The 19,749-nt window shown below is 43.3% G+C and carries 14 protein-coding genes and 3 tRNA genes; 10 read left to right on the plus strand and 7 right to left on the minus strand.

Annotated features, from left to right (window positions below; genetic code table 11):
- Positions 1–170 precede the first annotated feature (170 nt).
- Positions 171–1,226, minus strand: a complete 1,056-nt coding sequence (locus ACFN7Z_RS15410) for an MBL fold metallo-hydrolase (RefSeq protein WP_010325827.1) — start codon at positions 1,224–1,226, stop codon at positions 171–173.
- A 70-nt stretch (positions 1,227–1,296) separates the two neighbouring features.
- The gene (locus ACFN7Z_RS15415) at positions 1,297–2,235 is read right to left on the minus strand and encodes a cation diffusion facilitator family transporter (RefSeq protein ID WP_010325826.1); all 939 of its coding nucleotides are present in this window, start codon (positions 2,233–2,235) and stop codon (positions 1,297–1,299) included.
- Between the two features lie 318 nt (positions 2,236–2,553).
- Between ACFN7Z_RS15415 and hcaR the strand changes: the two genes are divergently transcribed.
- The gene (hcaR, locus tag ACFN7Z_RS15420) at positions 2,554–3,453 is read left to right on the plus strand and encodes a DNA-binding transcriptional regulator HcaR (RefSeq protein WP_010325825.1); all 900 of its coding nucleotides are present in this window, start codon (positions 2,554–2,556) and stop codon (positions 3,451–3,453) included.
- Positions 3,454–3,759: 306 nt separating this feature from the next.
- Positions 3,760–4,437, plus strand: coding sequence for a DUF1345 domain-containing protein (locus ACFN7Z_RS15425; protein WP_010325824.1), 678 nt, complete (start codon positions 3,760–3,762; stop codon positions 4,435–4,437).
- Between the two features lie 259 nt (positions 4,438–4,696).
- Here ACFN7Z_RS15425 and ACFN7Z_RS15430 read toward each other — a convergent pair whose 3' ends face one another.
- Together ACFN7Z_RS15430 and ACFN7Z_RS15435 are read right to left on the minus strand one after the other, a co-directional pair.
- Positions 4,697–5,365, minus strand: a complete 669-nt coding sequence (locus ACFN7Z_RS15430; RefSeq protein WP_010325823.1) for an HAD-IA family hydrolase — start codon at positions 5,363–5,365, stop codon at positions 4,697–4,699.
- A gap of 269 nt (positions 5,366–5,634) precedes the next feature.
- Entirely contained in the window at positions 5,635–6,573 is a 939-nt protein-coding gene (locus tag ACFN7Z_RS15435; RefSeq protein WP_004692575.1) for an RluA family pseudouridine synthase, read from the minus strand.
- A 757-nt stretch (positions 6,574–7,330) separates the two neighbouring features.
- On the opposite strand from ACFN7Z_RS15435, the gene ACFN7Z_RS15440 reads away from it, so the two are divergent.
- The 5 genes from ACFN7Z_RS15440 (at position 7,331) to ACFN7Z_RS15460 (ending at position 13,304) form a co-directional block, all read left to right on the plus strand.
- Entirely contained in the window at positions 7,331–10,813 is a 3,483-nt protein-coding gene (locus ACFN7Z_RS15440; protein ID WP_010325822.1) for an Rne/Rng family ribonuclease, read from the plus strand.
- A 170-nt stretch (positions 10,814–10,983) separates the two neighbouring features.
- On the plus strand, positions 10,984–12,825 hold the full coding sequence (locus tag ACFN7Z_RS15445) for a long-chain-acyl-CoA synthetase (protein ID WP_010325821.1): 1,842 nt from the start codon (positions 10,984–10,986) through the stop codon (positions 12,823–12,825).
- A 130-nt stretch (positions 12,826–12,955) separates the two neighbouring features.
- Positions 12,956–13,031, plus strand: a tRNA-Lys gene (locus tag ACFN7Z_RS15450).
- Between the two features lie 19 nt (positions 13,032–13,050).
- A tRNA-Lys gene (locus ACFN7Z_RS15455) sits at positions 13,051–13,126 on the plus strand.
- Positions 13,127–13,228: 102 nt separating this feature from the next.
- Positions 13,229–13,304, plus strand: a tRNA-Lys gene (locus ACFN7Z_RS15460).
- 143 nt (positions 13,305–13,447) lie between these two features.
- On the opposite strand, the gene ACFN7Z_RS15465 is transcribed toward ACFN7Z_RS15460, so the two are convergent.
- Positions 13,448–14,092: a hypothetical protein gene (locus ACFN7Z_RS15465; RefSeq protein WP_010325820.1), complete on the minus strand. Its 645-nt coding sequence runs from the start codon at positions 14,090–14,092 to the stop codon at positions 13,448–13,450.
- A 282-nt stretch (positions 14,093–14,374) separates the two neighbouring features.
- Between ACFN7Z_RS15465 and ACFN7Z_RS15470 the strand changes: the two genes are divergently transcribed.
- Complete coding sequence (locus ACFN7Z_RS15470) at positions 14,375–14,650, plus strand: PspC domain-containing protein (RefSeq protein ID WP_005400889.1); 276 nt, start codon at positions 14,375–14,377, stop codon at positions 14,648–14,650.
- Between the two features lie 96 nt (positions 14,651–14,746).
- Here the strand turns inward: ACFN7Z_RS15470 and ACFN7Z_RS15475 are convergent, their stop codons facing one another.
- Together ACFN7Z_RS15475 and ACFN7Z_RS15480 are read right to left on the minus strand one after the other, a co-directional pair.
- Positions 14,747–15,844, minus strand: a complete 1,098-nt coding sequence (locus tag ACFN7Z_RS15475) for an HPP family protein (protein ID WP_010325819.1) — start codon at positions 15,842–15,844, stop codon at positions 14,747–14,749.
- 110 nt (positions 15,845–15,954) lie between these two features.
- Positions 15,955–16,368 (minus strand): lysozyme inhibitor LprI family protein, encoded by a 414-nt coding sequence (locus tag ACFN7Z_RS15480; RefSeq protein ID WP_010325818.1) that lies wholly within the window; start codon positions 16,366–16,368, stop codon positions 15,955–15,957.
- Between the two features lie 260 nt (positions 16,369–16,628).
- On the opposite strand from ACFN7Z_RS15480, the gene glyQ reads away from it, so the two are divergent.
- Together glyQ and glyS are read left to right on the plus strand one after the other, a co-directional pair.
- Positions 16,629–17,618 (plus strand): glycine--tRNA ligase subunit alpha, encoded by a 990-nt coding sequence (gene glyQ / locus ACFN7Z_RS15485; RefSeq protein WP_010325817.1) that lies wholly within the window; start codon positions 16,629–16,631, stop codon positions 17,616–17,618.
- Positions 17,618–19,687 carry a glycine--tRNA ligase subunit beta gene (glyS, locus tag ACFN7Z_RS15490; protein WP_010325816.1) on the plus strand — a complete coding sequence of 690 codons (2,070 nt, stop codon included), beginning with the start codon at positions 17,618–17,620 and terminating at the stop codon, positions 19,685–19,687. The genes glyQ and glyS overlap by 1 nt, the downstream gene beginning before the upstream one ends.
- The last annotated feature ends 62 nt before the right edge of the window (positions 19,688–19,749 follow it).

The following is a 19,749-nucleotide window of genomic DNA, read 5'->3' on the forward strand; positions in this document are numbered from 1 at the left end:
GACAACCCTTACCAGCAATGAGCGCGGCTCAGCTTGAGCAAAATTAAACAATAAAAGAGGCATACTTTCGGTTTTTAGATTTTATTTGAAAGATATTTTGGTGATGTCCGTATGGTCTCGGTGATGACTGTTTTGCCAGCCATCACCTGATCTTATACTTAAAGCGTTCATTACACGCTTAAACGTCGACCTTCTCTTAAGCAGACAAATGGATTCATCAGCTTCGAGCTATTTTTCATCGCCACTTTCAAATCAATCTCAGGCTGTTCTCGGCTTTCATCGGTCAGCTGAAAAGTGCGATAGTGAATGGCCATCGAGCATTTGGCATGCAGGTCTTTATGCGCTTGAAAGGCATCTTGCGGATTCATATGCATATAGCGCATCAGCTCACGCGGTTCATACGCCCCGATGGGCAGTAATGCAATTCGCGGTGCGCCAAAACGCTGATGCAGCTCTTTAAAGTGCGGTGAATAACCCGTATCGCCCGCAAAATAAGCATAGTCAGCGCCACAGTGAATATTAAACCCACCCCATAACGCACGGTTTTGATCACGCAGCCCACGGCCAGAACCATGCTGTGCTGGGGTATAGACCAGTTTTAAATCATGCAGACGTGCCGACTGCCACCAGTCCATTTCCAACACTTGTAAGTGCTTGGGCAAATACCATGCATTGCCTAGCCCTGTGTAAATGGGCATGGCGAAACGCTCATACAACCAGTTCAGACTGGCAATATCCATATGGTCATAGTGGTTATGGCTCAAAAGCACTGCATGGATGGTCGGTAAATCTTCCAAGGCAATGCCAGCAGGCATAACACGGCGTGGACCTCGCCCTTGCTTCGGACTGACATGTTCCGCCCAAACAGGATCGGTCAATAAGTTATAGGGCCCAATTTGAAGTAATACCGTGGCATGCCCCACAAACCACACCTGCCAATCCTTTAAATCGGCATGGGGGCGATCTTGCGGTAGGCTCTTTTTATCGGCATGAAAGTGCGCATACTCTTGCGCCAAGTCCACATTCCATGTCGAAGATTTACGCTTAATCAACCATTTCAGCAAGTCGCCTCGACTACGGCCCTCAGGTCGACGAACCGAATTGACAAAGCGAGTCCCGTTATAATGGTCGGAGTGTAGGAACTGAAATTCGGGCTGCCGCCATGTATGGGACATGGTATTTTCAGTCGGAATTTGATAATGGAGTTCAGTTGATTTTGGCTTCATTTAACGTCGTTATCTTTATTGCAATACACCAGTAACAGGACCAGTTTTGAAAACTGACCTCTACCTTAACCTATTCCAAGCGTCCTTGCATTCGCTCTAACCACACTTTTTTTGATTGCGGCTTCACAAAGAGTGCCACAATCTCAGGATGATTTTGTTTAATTTTTGCTTCAATGCGATTGACACACGCTTCTATCTCATCGGTAGTCAGGTGATCTTCAAACTCCACGCTCAATGAGGCCAAAACCTGTTTGGCACCCATTTGTTCGGTCAGTAAGCCGTTGGCCGACAATACGTCTTCATCATCTTGGGCAATTTTTAAGATATTTTGCCGTACATGCAGGTCTGCGGTTTCCCCAAGCAGCAAACCTTTGGTTTCCCGTGCCAAAAGAAAAGCAGACACCGCCAGAACCAGCCCAATCAGAATGGACGCCACCCCATCCAGTGCAGGCATATTTAAACGATGTGCCAAATAAATACCCAGAAAGGCAATCAACAGACCAATTAATGCAGCAGAGTCTTCAAACAGAACTGTAAACGTGGTGGGGTCTTTACTGCGACGAAAGGCCTCAAAATAACCTTGCTGACCTTTCGCCTTACGAAACACTTTCAGAGCAACACACCATGAAATACCTTCACTTACAAATGCAAAGCCAAGTACAACATAATTGATGGTCGGGTTTAAAATGGGTTCAGGGTGCAAAATGTGCATGATCCCATTGTACATAGACACCAATGCCCCTAAGGCAAAGACCATAAGAGATACAATGAAGGCCCAAAAATATAGCTCTCGCCCGTAGCCAAAAGGATGGTTAAAGTTGGCAGGTTTATTCGACTTCTTCAGTCCATATAACAGTAAAATTTCGTTTAAGGTATCCACAACAGAGTGAATGGCTTCACTCAACATGGCAGAGCTGTTGGTCAAATAAGCCGCAATAAATTTTACCAGCGCAATGGCTAAATTCCCCAACAGCGCGGCATAGACCACCAGTTTATTTGAATCTGCCATATCGATTTTTAGCTCATATGTTCAATTAAATTATATTTATGTTTTTATCATATCCAATTTCAGCAAAACGCAATTGTATTTTTATGTAGTTCACCTCACCCGATTTTCAGGTAATTGGAATGAACTATTTTCAATATTTAATTAATACCTTTTAGCAATTATTAAAAAAGTGATTTCATATAGAAAAGTCTTAAGACTCAATCCAAGATCATTTATTTTCTAAATAATTGAATCATCTTCACGGCATCATTGTTTATCGATTATACTTTACCGCAGTCATGGTAAGACATTTTTTGGATTAGTCAGTGGGTTATTTATATGGAACTTAGACACCTTCGCTATTTCATTACTGTTGCTGAAGAACTGAACTTTAGTAAAGCAGCACTGAAACTTTATACCGCTCAACCTTCATTAAGTCAGCAAATCAAAGACCTTGAAGAAGATGTCGGCGTACAGTTACTGTATCGAACCAAGCGAAAAGTTGAACTCACGGAAGAAGGCGCTGTTTTCCTTGAACAAGCACGTCTCACCCTAGCTCAGGCAGACAAAGCGGTCGCTATGGCACGCCAAGTGTCGCAAGCCAAACAGCAGATGCTGCGCATTGGTTTTGTCCCTGTGGCGGAAATGAAAATCTTTCCTTATGTACTACCCAATTTACGAGTACAAAACCCAGAGTTAAAAATTGAGTTATTCAGTATGAACAATACTGAGCAACTACGTTTGCTGAAAAAAGGGGAGTTGGACATTAGCTTTACACGAAATAATGTCCATAGTGATGAAATCGAAAGCCAGTTTGTACTGCGTGAACCACTCATTTTCCTGTTGCCGAAAGACCATCCTTTGGCCAAATATGAGCGAATTCCGGTTAAAGCATTAAATGGCATTGATTTTATTATTCCCGCAGCCGAGCAGTCACAGACTTTACACCAGACGATTTTAGACTTTGCCAAAGCTCATAATGTCGAATTCAACATTGTGCAAAAAGCGGACAATATTCTGTTCAATATCAATGCGATTGGCTTGGGGCTCGGCTGTACAATTTTACCTGGTTATGTTGCGCCACTTAGCATGAACAACACGGTAATTCGTCCACTTGAGGTTGAGCTGCCGTATTTGGATCTGTATGTGAACTATCGTAAAAATAACAGCTCACTGGCAGTGACTAAATTTATAGAATTACTGACTCGGGTATTTTATTTGGATATTAACCGCGAATAAATCCGCAGTGAGTTCTAATTACTCATCTCATTCGGCGCGCCACTATTTTCTGAATAAAATAAATAGTTACGCGCCTTTCTCATAGACCAATCCTCTGCATGAAAAGCGTATTTTCATCCTTTTGTTTTTAAGCGATGTCGATGACATCGCGCTTTTTCATTTTGTATTCTTTTTAAGCTAGGATAGGCTAAGAAAAACAGGCTTTTGTCAAGTTCCCTACAACTGAAGTCCGAACACAGACTGGTACTGAAGTAGATCTTGCGACTTTAGCTGCACGAAAAAAATAAAACGAAGAAGGAGAAAATTATGCCGATACCCACTTTACAGCGTTTAAAAACAGCAATGAAATTTCGCCCCTTCTTTTTCATTAGTTTTTTGCTGACTGCTGTTTTTTATACGCTGCTGAATATATTTACCGACTGGTCTTGGTCGACCAATTTATTGATCAGTTGGAATATTGCCGTCTCAAGTTATTTAGTCAAAACCATGACCACCCTGTGGTCTGTTGACCATCGGCACATTCTGCAACATGCACAACAGCAAGATGCCAGTAAATGGATCATTCTACTGTTGGTGATCCTGACTTTGCTCATGTGCTTAATTGCGATTGTATTGGAATTGACTCATCTTCCGAATGACCCAACCATCAAATATGGGCACTTAGCGCTGTCCTTACTCACCATTATTAGCGCATGGTTCTTTATGCATACCGTATTTGCCATTCATTATGCACATGACTATTATCTGGCTCTCGCAGATCAACAAGATGCTGGCTTAGACTTTCCCAAAACGGCTCAACCAACCTATCCCGACTTTTTATATTTTAGTTATGTGATTGGCACTTCTGCGCAAACCGCGGATGTTTCCATTACCTCACGTTCGATGCGTATTCTTAATATTCTGCACATTATTTTAGCTTATGGTTTTAATACCTCTATTCTCGCCATTAGCATCAATGTCGCGGCGGGTTTTATCACGCTATAAATACCCTGTTTTTCATTTCTTGCTCATCTTCACAAATGACAACCATCGAATATAAAGGCGATGATTGAAGTTCTTTCTGCGACAACATCACAAAAAAAGCCCCATCAAAGAGCTTTTTCAAATTACAAATCCAAAAGTTAAATGAAACGTTCATTCGCCTTAAAACATACTAAAGACAAAAACTTTAAAGATGATCGCCCCAAAACAGGCAGGCTCACTCTGACCAGCGTCCACAGGCTATATATTTGGACTACTCAAGTTAAATCACTTGTTTAAGGTCAACATATTGTAATAAATGCTGCTGCAAGCTCGGCACATCATCCGCGATGGCTAAAGGTTGATATTGTCTGAGCGTTTCAGGTGTATGCACCCCATAACTCACCCCGATTCTCGGCATGGCAATAGTACGCGCCATCTCTAGATCATAACTGGTATCACCGACCATAATCGCGCGTTCAGCAGACACGCCCGTTTCAGCTAAAATCTCTTCCAACATCAAAGGATCCGGTTTAGATTTGGTCTCACTGGCTGCACGCGTTGCCACAAATAATGCTTGGCTCTGCGTTTGCGCCAATACTCGATCTAAGCCTTTACGGCTTTTACCTGTCGCAACCGCCAACTGTAAACCTGCTTCACGTAAGCCATTCAACATATCGGCTACGCCGTCGAACCAAACATCACCTTTCGAGTTCGCCACATAATGCTCGGCATAGCATTGCAAAATCTCAGTATGTAGCTCAGGCACTTGAGGAAATAATCGCTGCGCGACTTCTGGCAAACCTAAACCAATAATACTTTTTGCTGCATCAGCAGCTAAAGGTTGTGCAAATTGCTGCGCGGCAAACAGTAAACTCGCCACAATCTGCCCCACTGAATCAAATAATGTCCCATCCCAATCAAAGATAATCAGTTCTACAGGTTTATTCATGCTGGGGTTCCAATATTTACTTTTATAAAGACAATTTACACGATGCATTTGCTACACAATGGCGACAAGGATGCGCCGTTGAGCTGACTTGCATTTCACTTTAAATCAGTGCTTAAAGCGCGTTCAAGACGTTCCATCAGCTCAACAAAAGATTTTTGTTACTTTGCATCTTTAAAATTAAAGATGACCAATACAGCATCATTTTAAATTAATCACAACCAACAAAAGTCATGGCGTTATCACCTCTTCTAAAATGAAAGGGAAAAGACTTAATCCTTCTTCTGCGCTCTTAATTGCGCCACAATACTCTGCATATCTTCAGGTAACGGTGCTTCAATCGGTGCATAACCAGGGATGTCTAAACGCATTGCATGCAGACATAAACGACGTGGCTTCGGCCCTTTATATTCTGTTTCATGACCATACTTATCATCACCGACCAATGGATGACCAATGCTTAAACCATGCACACGAATTTGATGGGTACGCCCTGAAAGCGGCGATGCATAGACTAAGGTTGCATGCATAAAACGCTCAGCCACATTCCACTGCGTTTTAGACTCTTTACCTTCACTCGACACACGCACACGACGTTCCCCATTGGCCAGTTCATAACGGTGCAAAGGCGCATCAATTAACTGCTTGTCTAAACTCACCACACCTTTGACTACAGCAGCGTAAGTTTTCTTAATTTTGTGTTCACGCAACATGTCTTGCAAACTTTTTAAGACACTACGTTTTTTAGAAATCATCACCAAACCTGAGGTATCACGGTCAATACGATGAATCAGTTCTAAATATTTTTTACCTGTCGCGGCACGTAAGCCTTCAATCAGACCATAAGCAACACCACTGCCGCCATGCACGGCAATGCCAGATGGTTTATTGACAACCATCAATCCTTCATCTTCATACACCACACGGCTCAGTAAACTCTGTGCTACTTTGTCAGAAACAGGCGCCGCATTTTCATCTTTTTGTTCATAGCGAATCGGGGCCACACGAATCTGGTCACCAATAGACAACTTAGTTTCTGCTTTTATACGCTTTTTATTCACGCGAACCTGACCTTCACGAATCAGGCGATAAATACGACTTTTAGGCACACCTTTTAAACGGCTAAATAAAAAGTTATCAATCCGTTGCCCTGCTTGATGCTCGTCCACTTCAAACCACGTCACGTTTTGCCATTGTTGGGTAGAATTCATACAGTTACTGCGACCTAAAAAATACGGAATTTGAATAAAAAATGACCATTTAGGCTATGCTTTACACAAGAAAGACTAGCTTAGCCCATAGGCAGATGGTACAAGGTTTGATATAGTCAGCGCACGGATACCACCATAAGTGAGTCAAAAGCTTAATCATTTCAATTTTAAATTGAATAGTTAAGAAAATAACTCAACTCAGCTTGGAACGGTCCCAAAAGAATTATGCCGACGCCGAAGGCTTATTATATCGGCAAAACAGCAAACTGTTAGGTTTAATTGTGCATCTGCACATAAATCAGTTTGCCCCAAAAAAATATGTGACCAACGAAGGTTGGTTTTTAAACGTAAACTGATATACATCAGATTAGTCGCTCCCTGATGTCGTATTCAGGCCACAGCGTTGATGCATATGGATCTGTTCAGTTGTAAAGGTACGATGATAATTCCGTATCAAGACACCCTATCCAAAAAGAAGGGTTGCTCTTCGAGCAAATGTGACAGTGAAAGTTACTTACATCCAATGCACCGCTTGTCCGCCAGTGAAACGCGCAGGAGACTTTAATCGTTTAAAGATTGAAGCCGTATTGCCATCATCAATATGTGAATCAAAACCGAAGCCGATCAAAAAGGCAGGTAATAAAACTCAGACCACAATCGGTTTATTTGAGATCTGAGCAAAATTGGTCCGTGATGTTTGATGTTCGCTACGTGTTTAGCGATAGTTTGCTGTGTATCACTATTAGGTGTTACACCCATGAAACGTATGTTGATTAATGCAACACATGCAGAAGAGATTCGCGTTGCACTTGTCACTGGGCAGCGTCTTTACGATTTTGACTTAGAAAATCGTACCCGTGAACAAAAAAAATCCAATATCTATAAAGGTCACGTGACTCGCGTTGAGCCTTCTTTAGAAGCCGTCTTTGTTGAATATGGTGCGGGACGTCAAGGCTTCTTGTCTATGCGTGAAATCGCAAACTCTTATTACAAAGCTGACCCTCGCCAAACTTCCAATATTCGTGAACTGATTACTGAAGGCACTGAGCTTTTAGTACAGGTAGAGAAAGAAGAACGTGGCAACAAAGGTGCTGCACTCTCTACCTTCATTTCTTTAGCTGGTCGCTACTTGGTACTCATGCCAAACAACCCGAAAGGTGGTGGTATTAGCCGTCAAATTTCAGGTTCAGTACGTGAAGAATTGAAAGAAATGTTGGCGTCGTTAAATGTACCTCGTGGCATGAGCGTAATTGTACGTACTGCGGGTATTGGCCGTTCTCAAGAAGAATTACAACTCGACCTACAGCACTTACTTGATCTTTGGGCGCAAATCCAAAACACAGCAAGTTCTGGTCCATCACCAATGCTGGTTCACCAAGAAGCAGGCGTGGTGACACGTGCGATTCGTGATTATTTACGTGATGATGTTGCTGAAATCTTAATTGATTCAGAGCAAGCCTATAACGAAGCCTATAACTTCGTAAAAGCAGTCATGCCTCGTCAAATCGACAAGTTAAAAACCTATACGCTAAATGAGCCGTTATTTGCGCATTTTGGTATTGAAAGCCAAATTCAAACAGCTTATGAACGTGAAGTTAAACTTCCTTCAGGCGGTTCAATCGTTATTGACCAAACCGAAGCATTAGTGTCAATTGACATTAACTCTGCAAAATCAACCCGTGGTAGTGACGTTGAAGATACAGCGCTCAATACCAACCTTGAAGCAGCGGAAGAAATTGCACGTCAACTGCGTTTACGTGACATTGGTGGTTTGGTTGTAATCGACTTTATCGACATGACCAAAGACCGTAACCAACGTATGGTTGAAGCGAAACTTCGCGAAGCAACACAAAGCGATCGTGCCCGTATCCAATTCGGTCAATTGTCTCGTTTTGGCTTGATGGAAATGAGCCGTCAACGTCTACGCCCTTCGCTTGAAGAAGCAACAGGTTATGTCTGCCCGCGCTGTCATGGCACAGGTATGGTGCGTGACTTGCGTTCATTATCGCTTTCAATTATGCGTAAAGTTGAAGAAATTGCGCTGCGCGAACGTCATGGGGAAGTTCAAGTACAGGTTCCTGTTGAAATTGCAGCATTCTTATTGAATGAAAAGCGTCACACGTTGGTTTACCTCGAACAAACCTCAGGTGTTCGTGTGACAGTGCTTCCGCACCCACACTTAGAAACCCCACATTACGAAATTTCGTATAACCCTGAAGGCTTTGCACCAACCAGCTATGAGCGTACAGAAGCAACACGTTTAAGCGAAAAAGAGTTGGGTTACGAGTCATCAGAATGGCATTTAGATGGTGCAGATCATGTGCATCAACATGCTGCTCCTGCACCTGCACCTGCACAACAAGAAAAAGGCAACAAAAAACCACGTAACAACGCGCCACAACAACAAGTTGCGCAACAAGCCCCTGTTCAAGCTGCACCATCAAGTAGCCCATGTGCATGGCTAGAGAACTTGTTTGTACAAAAACAAGCTGCGACTGTCGATCAATCACGTTCTGCAAATAATGCTGCTGCTGCCATTGAGCAAATGGTGAATGGTGGTGCAGTGAGCCGTGGTCAGTTTGGTCAAGTTGGCACGCCTGCTGTGGCACCTGTCGCGCCAAGCAACAATGTCTACATGAGCTCTGCACCTGTTCATGCAAAATCTGAACACCGTGAAGATAAGCATGTAGAAAAAGAAGAACGCGGCACACGCCACAACAAAAAGCGCCCTAATAAGCACAAAGAGTCACGTGAGCAAAATGCGCAACATGACAACCAAGTTCATGAAGAAATTGTGCAGGTCTCTCGTCAAGATCAACAGCGCCAAGATCGTTATGAACAACGCCCTGAACGCAATGAACCACAACGCCAAGACCGTCATGAACAACGCTCTGAGCGCAGTGAACAACAACGTCAAGACCGCTCAGAGCGCAGTGAACAGCAACGTCAGGAACCGCGTGAAAACAAGCGTTCATCACGTCGCCAACACGGTGAACAACAGCAAAACACTGATGTTCAAAACGAACAGCAAAATGTAATGCCACGTCGTGACCGCCGTAACCAACCTCGTCCAGAGCGCCCAAATCGCCACCGCGATCCAAGTGTATTAAATGAGCAAGCGACTGAAGCAGCGCCAGCTGTGGTTCAAGAACCTCAAGTTAAAGTTGAGTTGATTGAAGCACCGCGTCAAGAAATGATCACAACAGCCCATGTGGTCAATGTCGATCAAGCGCAAAGTGAAATCGTGGCATTAACTCCGCCTGCACACACCGAAACCAAGCCTCAGCAAGCTGCTGTTGCGAAAGCAGAAGTTGAAGTAAAAGCTGAGAAAGTGGTACAGGAGAAAGCAACTGAAGTTGTAGTAGCACCTGCTGAACAACAAGCAGAGCAAAAACCACGTGAAAGCGTAAAACGTGCCAGCAATGACCCACGCCAACGCCGTCGCCAGCAACGCGCTGCACACACACAGCAAACTGAAACACCTAAACTCACACCTTCACAGGTGCCAACTTTAGGTCAGTACACCATCAGCAGCTTGATTCGCCATGTCTATGGTGAAGACTGTTCAGTGCTGATTGAGCAGTTTGGTTTAATTCCAACCTTCAACCGTGCCCTTCAGAAATTTACTGAAGAGTATGCAGCAACGTTAAGCAAAACTGTGACAACGACTGCTGTTGAAGCAGAGAAAAAACCGGTCACCCGTGATGTTGAAATCACAAAAGCGCAGCCTGAAGCAGAGCCAGTTCCAGTATTGGACCTGACACCGCCTGCACCTGTGTCTGAACAACGTGTTGCAAATGACCCGCGTGAGCGTCGTCGTTTAGCTAAACTTGCTGCTGAACAAGCCAAACAAGCACGCGAAACAGCACCTGTTGCTGAATCGTCAGCGCCTGAAACAGCGGTTGTTGCAGAAACGCTTGCTGAAGAAGCTGCACCCGTTGTAACTCCACAGGAAAGCGAACCTGTTCTTGCAACAGAAAGCGAAGCGCCTGTTGCCGTTGAAAGCAGCGAAGTGAAAAGCTCAGCTGATGTAGCTGCGGTTGAAGAAGTGGAAGTTGTTGTTGCTCCAGTTCAAGCCAAAGCGCCTAGAGCGTCAAAGCAAGCTGAAAAAGTAGAAGTAACTGAAACTGTAGCGGAAACAGCTGCGGATGAGTCAGACAAATCAGACTCGGACAAGCCAGTTCGCCCACGTCGTCCACGTGGTCGTCCACCGAAAAAAGCGAGCCCGACTGAGTCGTAATTCGCCCTAGAGTTGTAAATTTAAAAAACCTAGTCATGTCAGTGGCTAGGTTTTTTTGTTATTTTCGTCAGATTAGGTTGATTGCACTAGACCGAAACGATTAAAAGAACAAGTGTAGAAACTGAGCACTATTCAAACGCATTGGATTGCATAAAATAATTAGGATTCATATGAGCCAACACCCATCACATGACCTCATTGGTATTACCGACGTTGCAGCAAAACTTCCTCAATTCATCAGTAAAGTTCCCAACTTACTCAGTGGATTAAAACAAGCATATTTACGGACCCCAAACACCCCAGCAGGTCTCGGGATTGCTTTTGAAAAAGCAGTGAAGCGCAACCCTCACGGTATGGCCTTGCTTTTTGAAGATCAAAAATTTAGTTACCAAGCCCTCAACGAATGGGCAAACCAAATCGGGCATTATTTTTTATCCATCGGGGCAAAAAAGGGGGATGTCATCACAGTGATGATTGAAAACCGTCCTGAATTGGTTGCAACCGTGATTGCACTTGCCAAAATTGGCGTTACTGCGGCTTTAGTCAACACCTCTCAAGTCGGTAAAGTGCTGGCGCATAGTATTAATCTAGTCAAGCCCATCGCAGTCATCGTGGGTGAAGAATGCCGTGCCGCAGTTGATGAAATCCGTCATGATTTAAATCTCTCTGCGGATCGTTTCTATTGGTTTGCTGACCAAGAAACCCAAAAAGATGCAGACCTTGCACCGCAAGGTTTTAGTAATCTTGCTGAAAAAATTGATGCCTTTGCCAAATTCAATACCCCAACCACACACAGTGTGTTGGGTAAAGATGGCTTATTTTATATTTACACCTCAGGTACAACCGGTCTACCTAAAGCCGTTATTTTCACACATAGCCGCTGGACGTTGGCTTATGGAACCTACGGGCACGTACTCAACCTCGGTAAAGACGATGTGATGTATGTCACCTTGCCGCTGTACCATGCAACGGGCATTGTGGTGTGTTGGTGTGGCGTGATTGCGGGTGCGGGCACCTTGGCTTTACGCCGTAAGTACTCCACTTCTGCTTTTTGGAAAGATGTGCAAAAGTTCGATGCCTCTGCCATTGGCTATGTCGGTGAGTTATGTCGCTACCTCATGGATGCATCACCTTCAGCGTTAGAAAAAGGCCACCGTGTCACCAAAATGATCGGCAATGGCATGCGTCCGAATATTTGGGACAAATTCAAACAGCGGTTTGGTATTGAAGAAATTTTAGAGCTTTATGCATCAAGTGAAGGCAATGTCGGCTTTAGCAATGTATTTAACTTTGACAACACTGTCGGTTTTTCACCCACGCCTTATGCCATTATCCAGTTTGATAAAGAAAAAAATGCGCCTGTTTATGATGCCAAAGGTGGCTGTATCAAGGTCAAAAAAGGCGAAGTTGGTTTATTGATCGGTAAAATTACTCGCCGCTCCCCTTTTGATGGCTATACCGACCCTGAAAAAAATAAATCAGTGATTCTTAAAGATGTCTTCAAGTCTGGCGATGCTTATTTCAACACAGGGGACTTAGTCCGCGACATTGGTTTCCGTCATGCCCAATTCGTCGACCGCTTAGGCGATACCTTCCGCTGGAAAGGCGAAAATGTGTCCACGACTGAAGTTGAAAACATGGTTAGTGAATATGACAAAATCACCGAAGCTGTAGTATATGGTGTTGAAATTCCAAACACCAATGGTCGTGCGGGAATGGCTGCGATTACACTGGCAGACGGCGCTGAACTGAATGAGCAGGATTTATCCCAAATGCTCGTGAGCTTTAAAAAATGTCTGCCTGCCTATGCTGTACCCGTTTTCTTACGCGTACAAAAGCAAGTTGAAACTACAGGAACGTTTAAATACCAAAAGAACAAGCTCAAAGAACAAGCCTTTGACCCGAAAAAAACGGATGAACGCTTGCTGGTCCTGTTACCCAACAGCAGTACCTATGCAGATTTAACGCAACAAGTCTTTGATAACATTCAAGCCTATCAATATCGCTTCTAAACTCGAATTGCTTGTTTTTTAGCTACCTAATCGCAAATTTGTTGTATTTATAATCAAACATCAACAAGTTTGCGATTTTTTACTTGCGCTCGATGCATATCTTGCTACAATACGCTCCATCAAATGATATGGGTCGTTAGCTCAGCTGGTAGAGCAGCGGACTTTTAATCCGTTGGTCCCGCGTTCGAATCGCGGACGACCCACCATTCCTTTGATACCCTTGATGGGTCGTTAGCTCAGCTGGTAGAGCAGCGGACTTTTAATCCGTTGGTCCCGCGTTCGAATCGCGGACGACCCACCATCTTTCTTGTAAAATCTAATTTTACAAACCTGCTCAGGTTCGAATGCTTTAAAAATTTCTTTTTTAAACTTTCAGCGAATACTCTTTCGCATACCTTGCTCAGGGTCGTTAGCTCAGCTGGTAGAGCAGCGGACTTTTAATCCGTTGGTCCCGCGTTCGAATCGCGGACGACCCACCATTTATTTAAATCCTCTTTAATTGCATTGATATGACGTTTATTTAGCGACATGCTATTTAAGTCATAAAATTCGCACGCTGTTCATTTCTTCACTATTTTTATTCTTCAGTCTTATTCTGTTGCTTTGCCCAATTCCATTTTAACTATGAATTAGGCTCACGCTTTAATGTATACGCACGCTCTAATTTCGGAAAACCTCGTGCATACAATTTTTGGTTAGTGGCATCTAGATTATTACTTTTATCTAAATCCATTTGCAGCGTTTGCGAATCCACCACGCGATAATAAAAATTAATCCCCTCTTTACGATGCACAATCAACTCTGTTCGCTCTTTATTCATGGTCCATGTATCACGGCGATAACTTAAGTTTGAAAAGCCAGGGCGTTGTTTTTCTGAAAAGACCTTACCCAAACGCACAATGCTGCGATGCACCGTACCATCAGGTAAAAAATTGAGAATAAAATCAGCCTTCCCTGTTTCACAAGGGAAAAAATAACCATCACATTGAATTTGTGTGCGATAACGCCCAATAAACTGCTGTTCACTAATATCAAGCGTACGAGGTGCATACTCCGAATCATCTTGCATGGTTGCCCGTCCTGCCACCTCAGTCAGCTTCTTCCCTGACTCAGGCGAAACAGCAGCGTCCCCTACCGTGCTATTTTCATGTTGTTGTGATGCCTCCGACAGCCCACCATCACAGCCAGCTAACGATACACCGATTAGCGCCACCGCTCCTTGCAGTAATGCGCCAATCAAACCCTGATGCTTTCGTTTCAACTTCATTCCACACTCACTTCCTGCACGTGATTAATATCCATAACCATCACGAGTTTTTCCATCCTGACCCTTGGTGTTTTCTCGGATTCAAATGACTTGCTGACTTTAAGCAGCTAGCTCAACACCAAAGAGAGCACATTTTAATCCCGATCAAAACCATAGCTTTTATCTCTTTACATAACTTTACTTTTTAATCGACTCCGCCACCTTTAAAAACCTAATTCCATCTCCATTTTTAAACTATGAGTGCATAAAGCCACTCAGATTTTAATTTTTAAGGAGACCTAGATGGCCAATGTTGGTTTATATCGCTCAAACCGCTCGAACATGATTGCTGGTGTGATGGGTGGTATTGCTGAACGTTTTGGTTGGAACGCAAATTTACTTCGTATTGTTTTCATCACCATTTCACTGTTAAGTGCAGCATTCCCCGGAATTTTGGTTTACCTGATTCTTTGGCTGGTGATGCCGAAACAAAAAGACCAAATCGAGCATTCTCCACAGGCCCGATCAGGTTATAGCAATACGATGCGTACCGTTAATCCAGATCATCACAACCCATAGGCGCACATCTTTCGTCTCAAAAAAGTTTCTTTTTATGCTACGACAACTTCCCCCAAAGTGTCGTAGCTTTTTTTTTGCCTACGACACTCACATGACTTAGCGATGTTGCAACAGACGATACAACGCTGCAATCATATCAGCACGGCTAATGATGCCGACCAACGCCTTATTTTCAACCACAGGAATATAGTTAAAAGAACGTTCAACAAAGTACGGGATCAAATCTTGTAGTTCTTGATCAGGCTGTACCGTGACCACCTGACGTTTCATAATGTGCTTGACTTGATCTTGCCAAGAGGTACGCAAATCCGTCGCCTTTTGGAACCACTCCACCACTTCATATAAAGCCAAGGTGCCGCATACTTGTTCAGCTCGATTTAACACAGGTAAACTCATTAGATTGACCTGTTTAAATTTTTCCACAGCGACTTGAATGTCTTCATCTTCATATAAACACAGGACATCTTTACTCATAATGTCCCGACAACGTAGGTCTATATGAAAGCGAGTATCGGCCTGCGCTTGGGCTTTTAAAATCAGTTTTTGTAAATCATATTCACTGATGTCGAGCAACTGTGTTTCTTGGGCTAAAACTTGATGAATATCTTCAGGTTGGATCGTGACCTTCTGGGTTGGGGTCGGATCGGTGCTACGCGTATTGACTTGCGCCACGGTTGGGTATTGCTTCCCGAGTAAACGGTTGAACACAATCGCAATCACGAGAAGCAAGATCGAGTTGAGTAAAACAGGATAAAACACAAACTGATAACCTAACTCGTGTACCGTCTCGCCTCCCAACACCGCTGTAATCGCCACAGCACCACTCGGTGGATGCAAAGAGTCTGTCGTCATCATCAAAATAATCGACAAAGCCACAGCAACACTAAATGCTTCTGTTAAGTTGGAAATATAGAGTGCGCAGGTCACCCCAATTACTGCTGCAATCGTATTCCCAATCACAATATTCCATGGCTGAGCCAAAGGACTGGCTGGTACGGCAAAAAGCAACACCGAGGACGCACCCATCGGGGCGATATACCATGCATTGATCCCACCCAAAAGCCACCAACTTATGAGTGAAGACAGTGCTAATCCCAACAATGCACCTAAACCACAGAGCATTCTTTCCTTTAGCGGTAACACTTTAAAATTCGGTTTTAAGGTATTTAACCATTCAAGTTGCATATGAAACACAGCCACCCTTCTACTTTTTCGCACTTAACCGGTGCAAAATTATACGTGGTCTCACTAATAAGATGCATCTATTTTACATCTTATTTTTATGAGTAATTCTACTGAATTCTTTAGTGAACGTATTGCTGTAACTGTACAACCCGTTCAGCACACTGCTGCATAGGACAAAAAGCATACATAGGCGATCCAACATACTGGCCTGCATTATCACACTCTTGCTCAACATAGGCTTTCCACAAGCGTTGTGATTTCAAAATGGCTTGATAACGTTCAGGCTGCTGCCATTCGGCACTTTGCACCCGTATTTGATCGAGTAATGCCACAATTTGCTTTTCGTAGCCCTGTTTGGCTTGATCCGCACAAATTTGTACCACGCTATTGTTAATCCCTGCCAGTTGCTGCTCTTGAATGGTTTGCTCGACACATTGATTATAAACATCCAGCTCGGCCTCTTGCTGCTGTGCGTGAACCGCTCCACTGAACGTAGCCAGCAGAACAAGGATCTGATGATAAAATTTTGGCATGAGGGTGCTCTTGGTTTTATTGTGCAGAAATTTAATATAGCAAACTCGGGCAATTTGGCTCAAACCAGAGAAAAGACGGTCTATGTAATACACGCAGCTCAATCTTTTTCAACATACAAAAATCGTGCTATCTGACTTCTCTCACGCAACCACCACAGTTAAATTTTTAAATGAATGAATCCTGCTGAACCCTTTGCCACTCACTCGCAAAATCCTTATACTTAGAACCAATTTTTTCTTATATTTATAATGGATGCTGCATGAGTCGCGCCATATCGCATATTGATACATTCCAAGGCTTAATTCTTGCCTTACAAAACTACTGGGCTGAACAAGGTTGTGTCATTTTACAACCTTACGATATGGAAATGGGTGCAGGGACATTCCACACTGCAACATTCTTACGCGCACTTGGGCCTGAAACTTGGAACGCAGCATACGTTCAACCCTCACGTCGTCCTAAAGACGGTCGTTATGGTGAAAACCCAAACCGTTTGCAACACTATTACCAATTCCAAGTGGTACTAAAACCAAACCCAGATAATATCCAACAGCTTTACCTAGACTCGTTAAAAGCCATTGGTATTGATACCCTCACTCACGATATTCGTTTCGTAGAAGACAACTGGGAATCGCCAACACTCGGCGCTTGGGGCTTAGGTTGGGAAGTTTGGCTCAACGGTATGGAAGTGACTCAGTTTACTTACTTCCAACAAGTCGGTGGTGTTGAATGTTACCCAGTAACAGGTGAAATCACTTACGGTCTTGAACGTTTGGCAATGTACTTACAAGGTGTCGATTCTGTTTACGATCTTGTTTGGACCAAAGGTCAGTTTGGTACAGTGACTTATGGTGATGTATTCCATCAAAACGAAGTTGAGCAATCAACCTATAACTTTGAATACGCACCAGTCGACAAAATGTTTGAATTATTTGACTTCTATGAAGCCGAAGCATCTCGTTTAATTGAAGCAGAATTACCACTTCCTGCCTATGAACAAGTCATTAAAGCATCACACAGCTTTAACTTACTCGATGCACGTGGTGCGATTTCTGTAACCGAGCGTCAACGCTATATTTTACGTGTTCGTACTCTGGCACGTTCAATTGCACAAAGCTATGTGGCGGCTCGTGCCAAGCTTGGTTTCCCAATGGCAGAACCACATTTACGTGATGAAGTTTTAGCTCAATTGAAAGCTCAGGTTGAAGCAGAAGCGGCTCAAGCAGAAAAATCAGCGGAGAACAAATAATGTCTAAACATACAGTTTTATTTGAACTTGGCTGTGAAGAACTTCCACCAAAAAGCTTAAAAACTTTACGTGATGCATTGCAAGCTGAAACAGAAAAAGGCTTAAAAGATGCAGGTTTAGCTTTTGATTCTATCGAAGCCTATGCAGCGCCTCGTCGTTTGGCATTGAAAATTATCAATGTAGATGGTGCTCAAGCAGATACTCAAAAACGTTTTGACGGCCCTGCTGTACAAGCTGCTTATGATGCTGAAGGTAAGCCAACCAAAGCACTTGAAGGCTTTATGCGTGGTCAAGGCATTACTGCGGATCAAGTTTCAACTTTCCAAGCCGGTAAAGTTGAAAAAGTTTGCTACCTAAAAGATGTGAAAGGTCAAAGTCTTGACGTTTTACTACCACAAATTTTACAAACTGCTTTAGATAACCTTCCAATTGCAAAACGTATGCGTTCTGCGGCAAGCCGTACCGAATTCGTTCGTCCTGTAAAATGGGTTGTATTGTTAAAAGACAATGATGTGGTTAATGCAACCATTCAGGATCATAAAGCAGGTAATGTGACTTATGGTCATCGTTTCCATGCACCTGAAGCGATTACTTTAGCCAATGCAGATGCTTACTTAGATGCACTTCGTGCTGCAAAAGTTGTAGCAAATTTTGAAGAACGCCAAGCGATCATTGATCAACAAGTCAAAGCACTTGCTGATGAAGTGAATGCGATTGCGATCGTTCCAAGCGACCTTCGTGATGAAGTAACCGCATTGGTTGAATGGCCTGTTGCGCTTCGTGCGAGCTTTGAAGAACGCTTCCTTGCTGTGCCTCAAGAAGCATTGATCACCACCATGCAAGACAACCAAAAGTATTTCTGTTTGGTAAATGCTGACAATAAACTTCAACCTTACTTCATTACTGTTTCAAATATTGAGTCTAAAGATCCGACTCAAATCATTGAAGGGAATGAGAAAGTTGTACGCCCTCGTTTGTCTGATGCAGAATTCTTCTTCTTACAAGATCAAAAACAACCACTTGCATCTCGTAAAGAAAAATTAGCCAATATGGTTTTCCAAGCACAGTTAGGTACGCTTTGGAATAAATCTGAACGTATTGCTAAATTGGCTGTGGCTTTATCTGCGATCACGGGCGCAAATCCTGCAGATGCTGAAAAAGCAGCACTTCTTGCAAAGTGTGATTTAACTTCTGAATTGGTTGGCGAATTCCCAGAACTTCAAGGGATTGCGGGTACTTACTATGCACGTATTGAAGGCGAGAATGATGAAGTTGCGGAAGCTTTAGGTGAGCAATATTTACCTAAGTTTGCGGGTGATGTTTTACCGCAAACCAAAACAGGTACAACGATTGCCCTTGCTGACCGTTTAGATACGCTCACAGGTATTTTCGGTATTGGTCAAGCGCCTACAGGTTCGAAAGACCCGTTTGCTTTACGTCGTTCTGCGATTGGTATTTTGCGTTTAGTGACTGAAAATAATCTTGATATTTCAATTGAAGAATTGATCAAGCTTGCTTTGGCTGCTTATGGCGATGTATTGAAAGACCACGACAAGACTTTGGCGGATGCTGTTGCATTCCTTGAAGGTCGTTACCGTGCGAAATATGAAGACCAAGGCGTTGCCGTTGATGTGATTCAAGCAGTTCAAGCACTTTCTCCAAAATCACCACTTGATTTTGATAAGCGTGTAACTGCGGTGAATCATTTCCGTAGCCTGCCTGAAGCTGCTGCTTTGGCCGCTGCGAATAAGCGTGTTGCCAATATCTTGGCGAAAGAAGCTACACCTACGGGTGAGATTGTTGAGTCTAAACTGGTTGAAGATGCTGAAAAAGCACTTTATGCAGAGATTCAAAATGTTCTACCTGTAGTTCAACCGCTTTTAGCTGCGAAAGACTACACCGCTGCACTTTCTAAGTTAGCTGCACTTCGTGCGCCGATTGATGCTTTCTTTGATGGCGTAATGGTGATGGCAGATGATAGCAACTTGAAAGCAAACCGTTTACGTTTACTGGCTCAGTTACGTGATTTGTTTACCAGTGTTGCGGATATTTCGGTATTACAGCACTAACTGTTACAGATTGTAATTAATTAAAAAACCCGCTATCTTGATAGCGGGTTTTTTAATTAAAA

Origin of the sequence: Acinetobacter sp. P1332 (assembly GCF_044057475.1) — a bacterium.
GTDB lineage: Bacteria > Pseudomonadota > Gammaproteobacteria > Pseudomonadales > Moraxellaceae > Acinetobacter > Acinetobacter johnsonii.

Coding starts and splice junctions, on each gene's coding strand:
- ACFN7Z_RS15410 (WP_010325827.1), bottom strand. CDS start 1,226: ATGAAGCCAAAATCAACTGAACTCCATTATCAAATTCCGACTGAAAAT.
- ACFN7Z_RS15415 (WP_010325826.1), bottom strand. CDS start 2,235: ATGGCAGATTCAAATAAACTGGTGGTCTATGCCGCGCTGTTGGGGAAT.
- hcaR (WP_010325825.1), top strand. CDS start 2,554: ATGGAACTTAGACACCTTCGCTATTTCATTACTGTTGCTGAAGAACTG.
- ACFN7Z_RS15425 (WP_010325824.1), top strand. CDS start 3,760: ATGCCGATACCCACTTTACAGCGTTTAAAAACAGCAATGAAATTTCGC.
- ACFN7Z_RS15430 (WP_010325823.1), bottom strand. CDS start 5,365: ATGAATAAACCTGTAGAACTGATTATCTTTGATTGGGATGGGACATTA.
- ACFN7Z_RS15435 (WP_004692575.1), bottom strand. CDS start 6,573: ATGAATTCTACCCAACAATGGCAAAACGTGACGTGGTTTGAAGTGGAC.
- ACFN7Z_RS15440 (WP_010325822.1), top strand. CDS start 7,331: ATGAAACGTATGTTGATTAATGCAACACATGCAGAAGAGATTCGCGTT.
- ACFN7Z_RS15445 (WP_010325821.1), top strand. CDS start 10,984: ATGAGCCAACACCCATCACATGACCTCATTGGTATTACCGACGTTGCA.
- ACFN7Z_RS15465 (WP_010325820.1), bottom strand. CDS start 14,092: ATGAAGTTGAAACGAAAGCATCAGGGTTTGATTGGCGCATTACTGCAA.
- ACFN7Z_RS15470 (WP_005400889.1), top strand. CDS start 14,375: ATGGCCAATGTTGGTTTATATCGCTCAAACCGCTCGAACATGATTGCT.
- ACFN7Z_RS15480 (WP_010325818.1), bottom strand. CDS start 16,368: ATGCCAAAATTTTATCATCAGATCCTTGTTCTGCTGGCTACGTTCAGT.
- glyQ (WP_010325817.1), top strand. CDS start 16,629: ATGAGTCGCGCCATATCGCATATTGATACATTCCAAGGCTTAATTCTT.
- glyS (WP_010325816.1), top strand. CDS start 17,618: ATGTCTAAACATACAGTTTTATTTGAACTTGGCTGTGAAGAACTTCCA.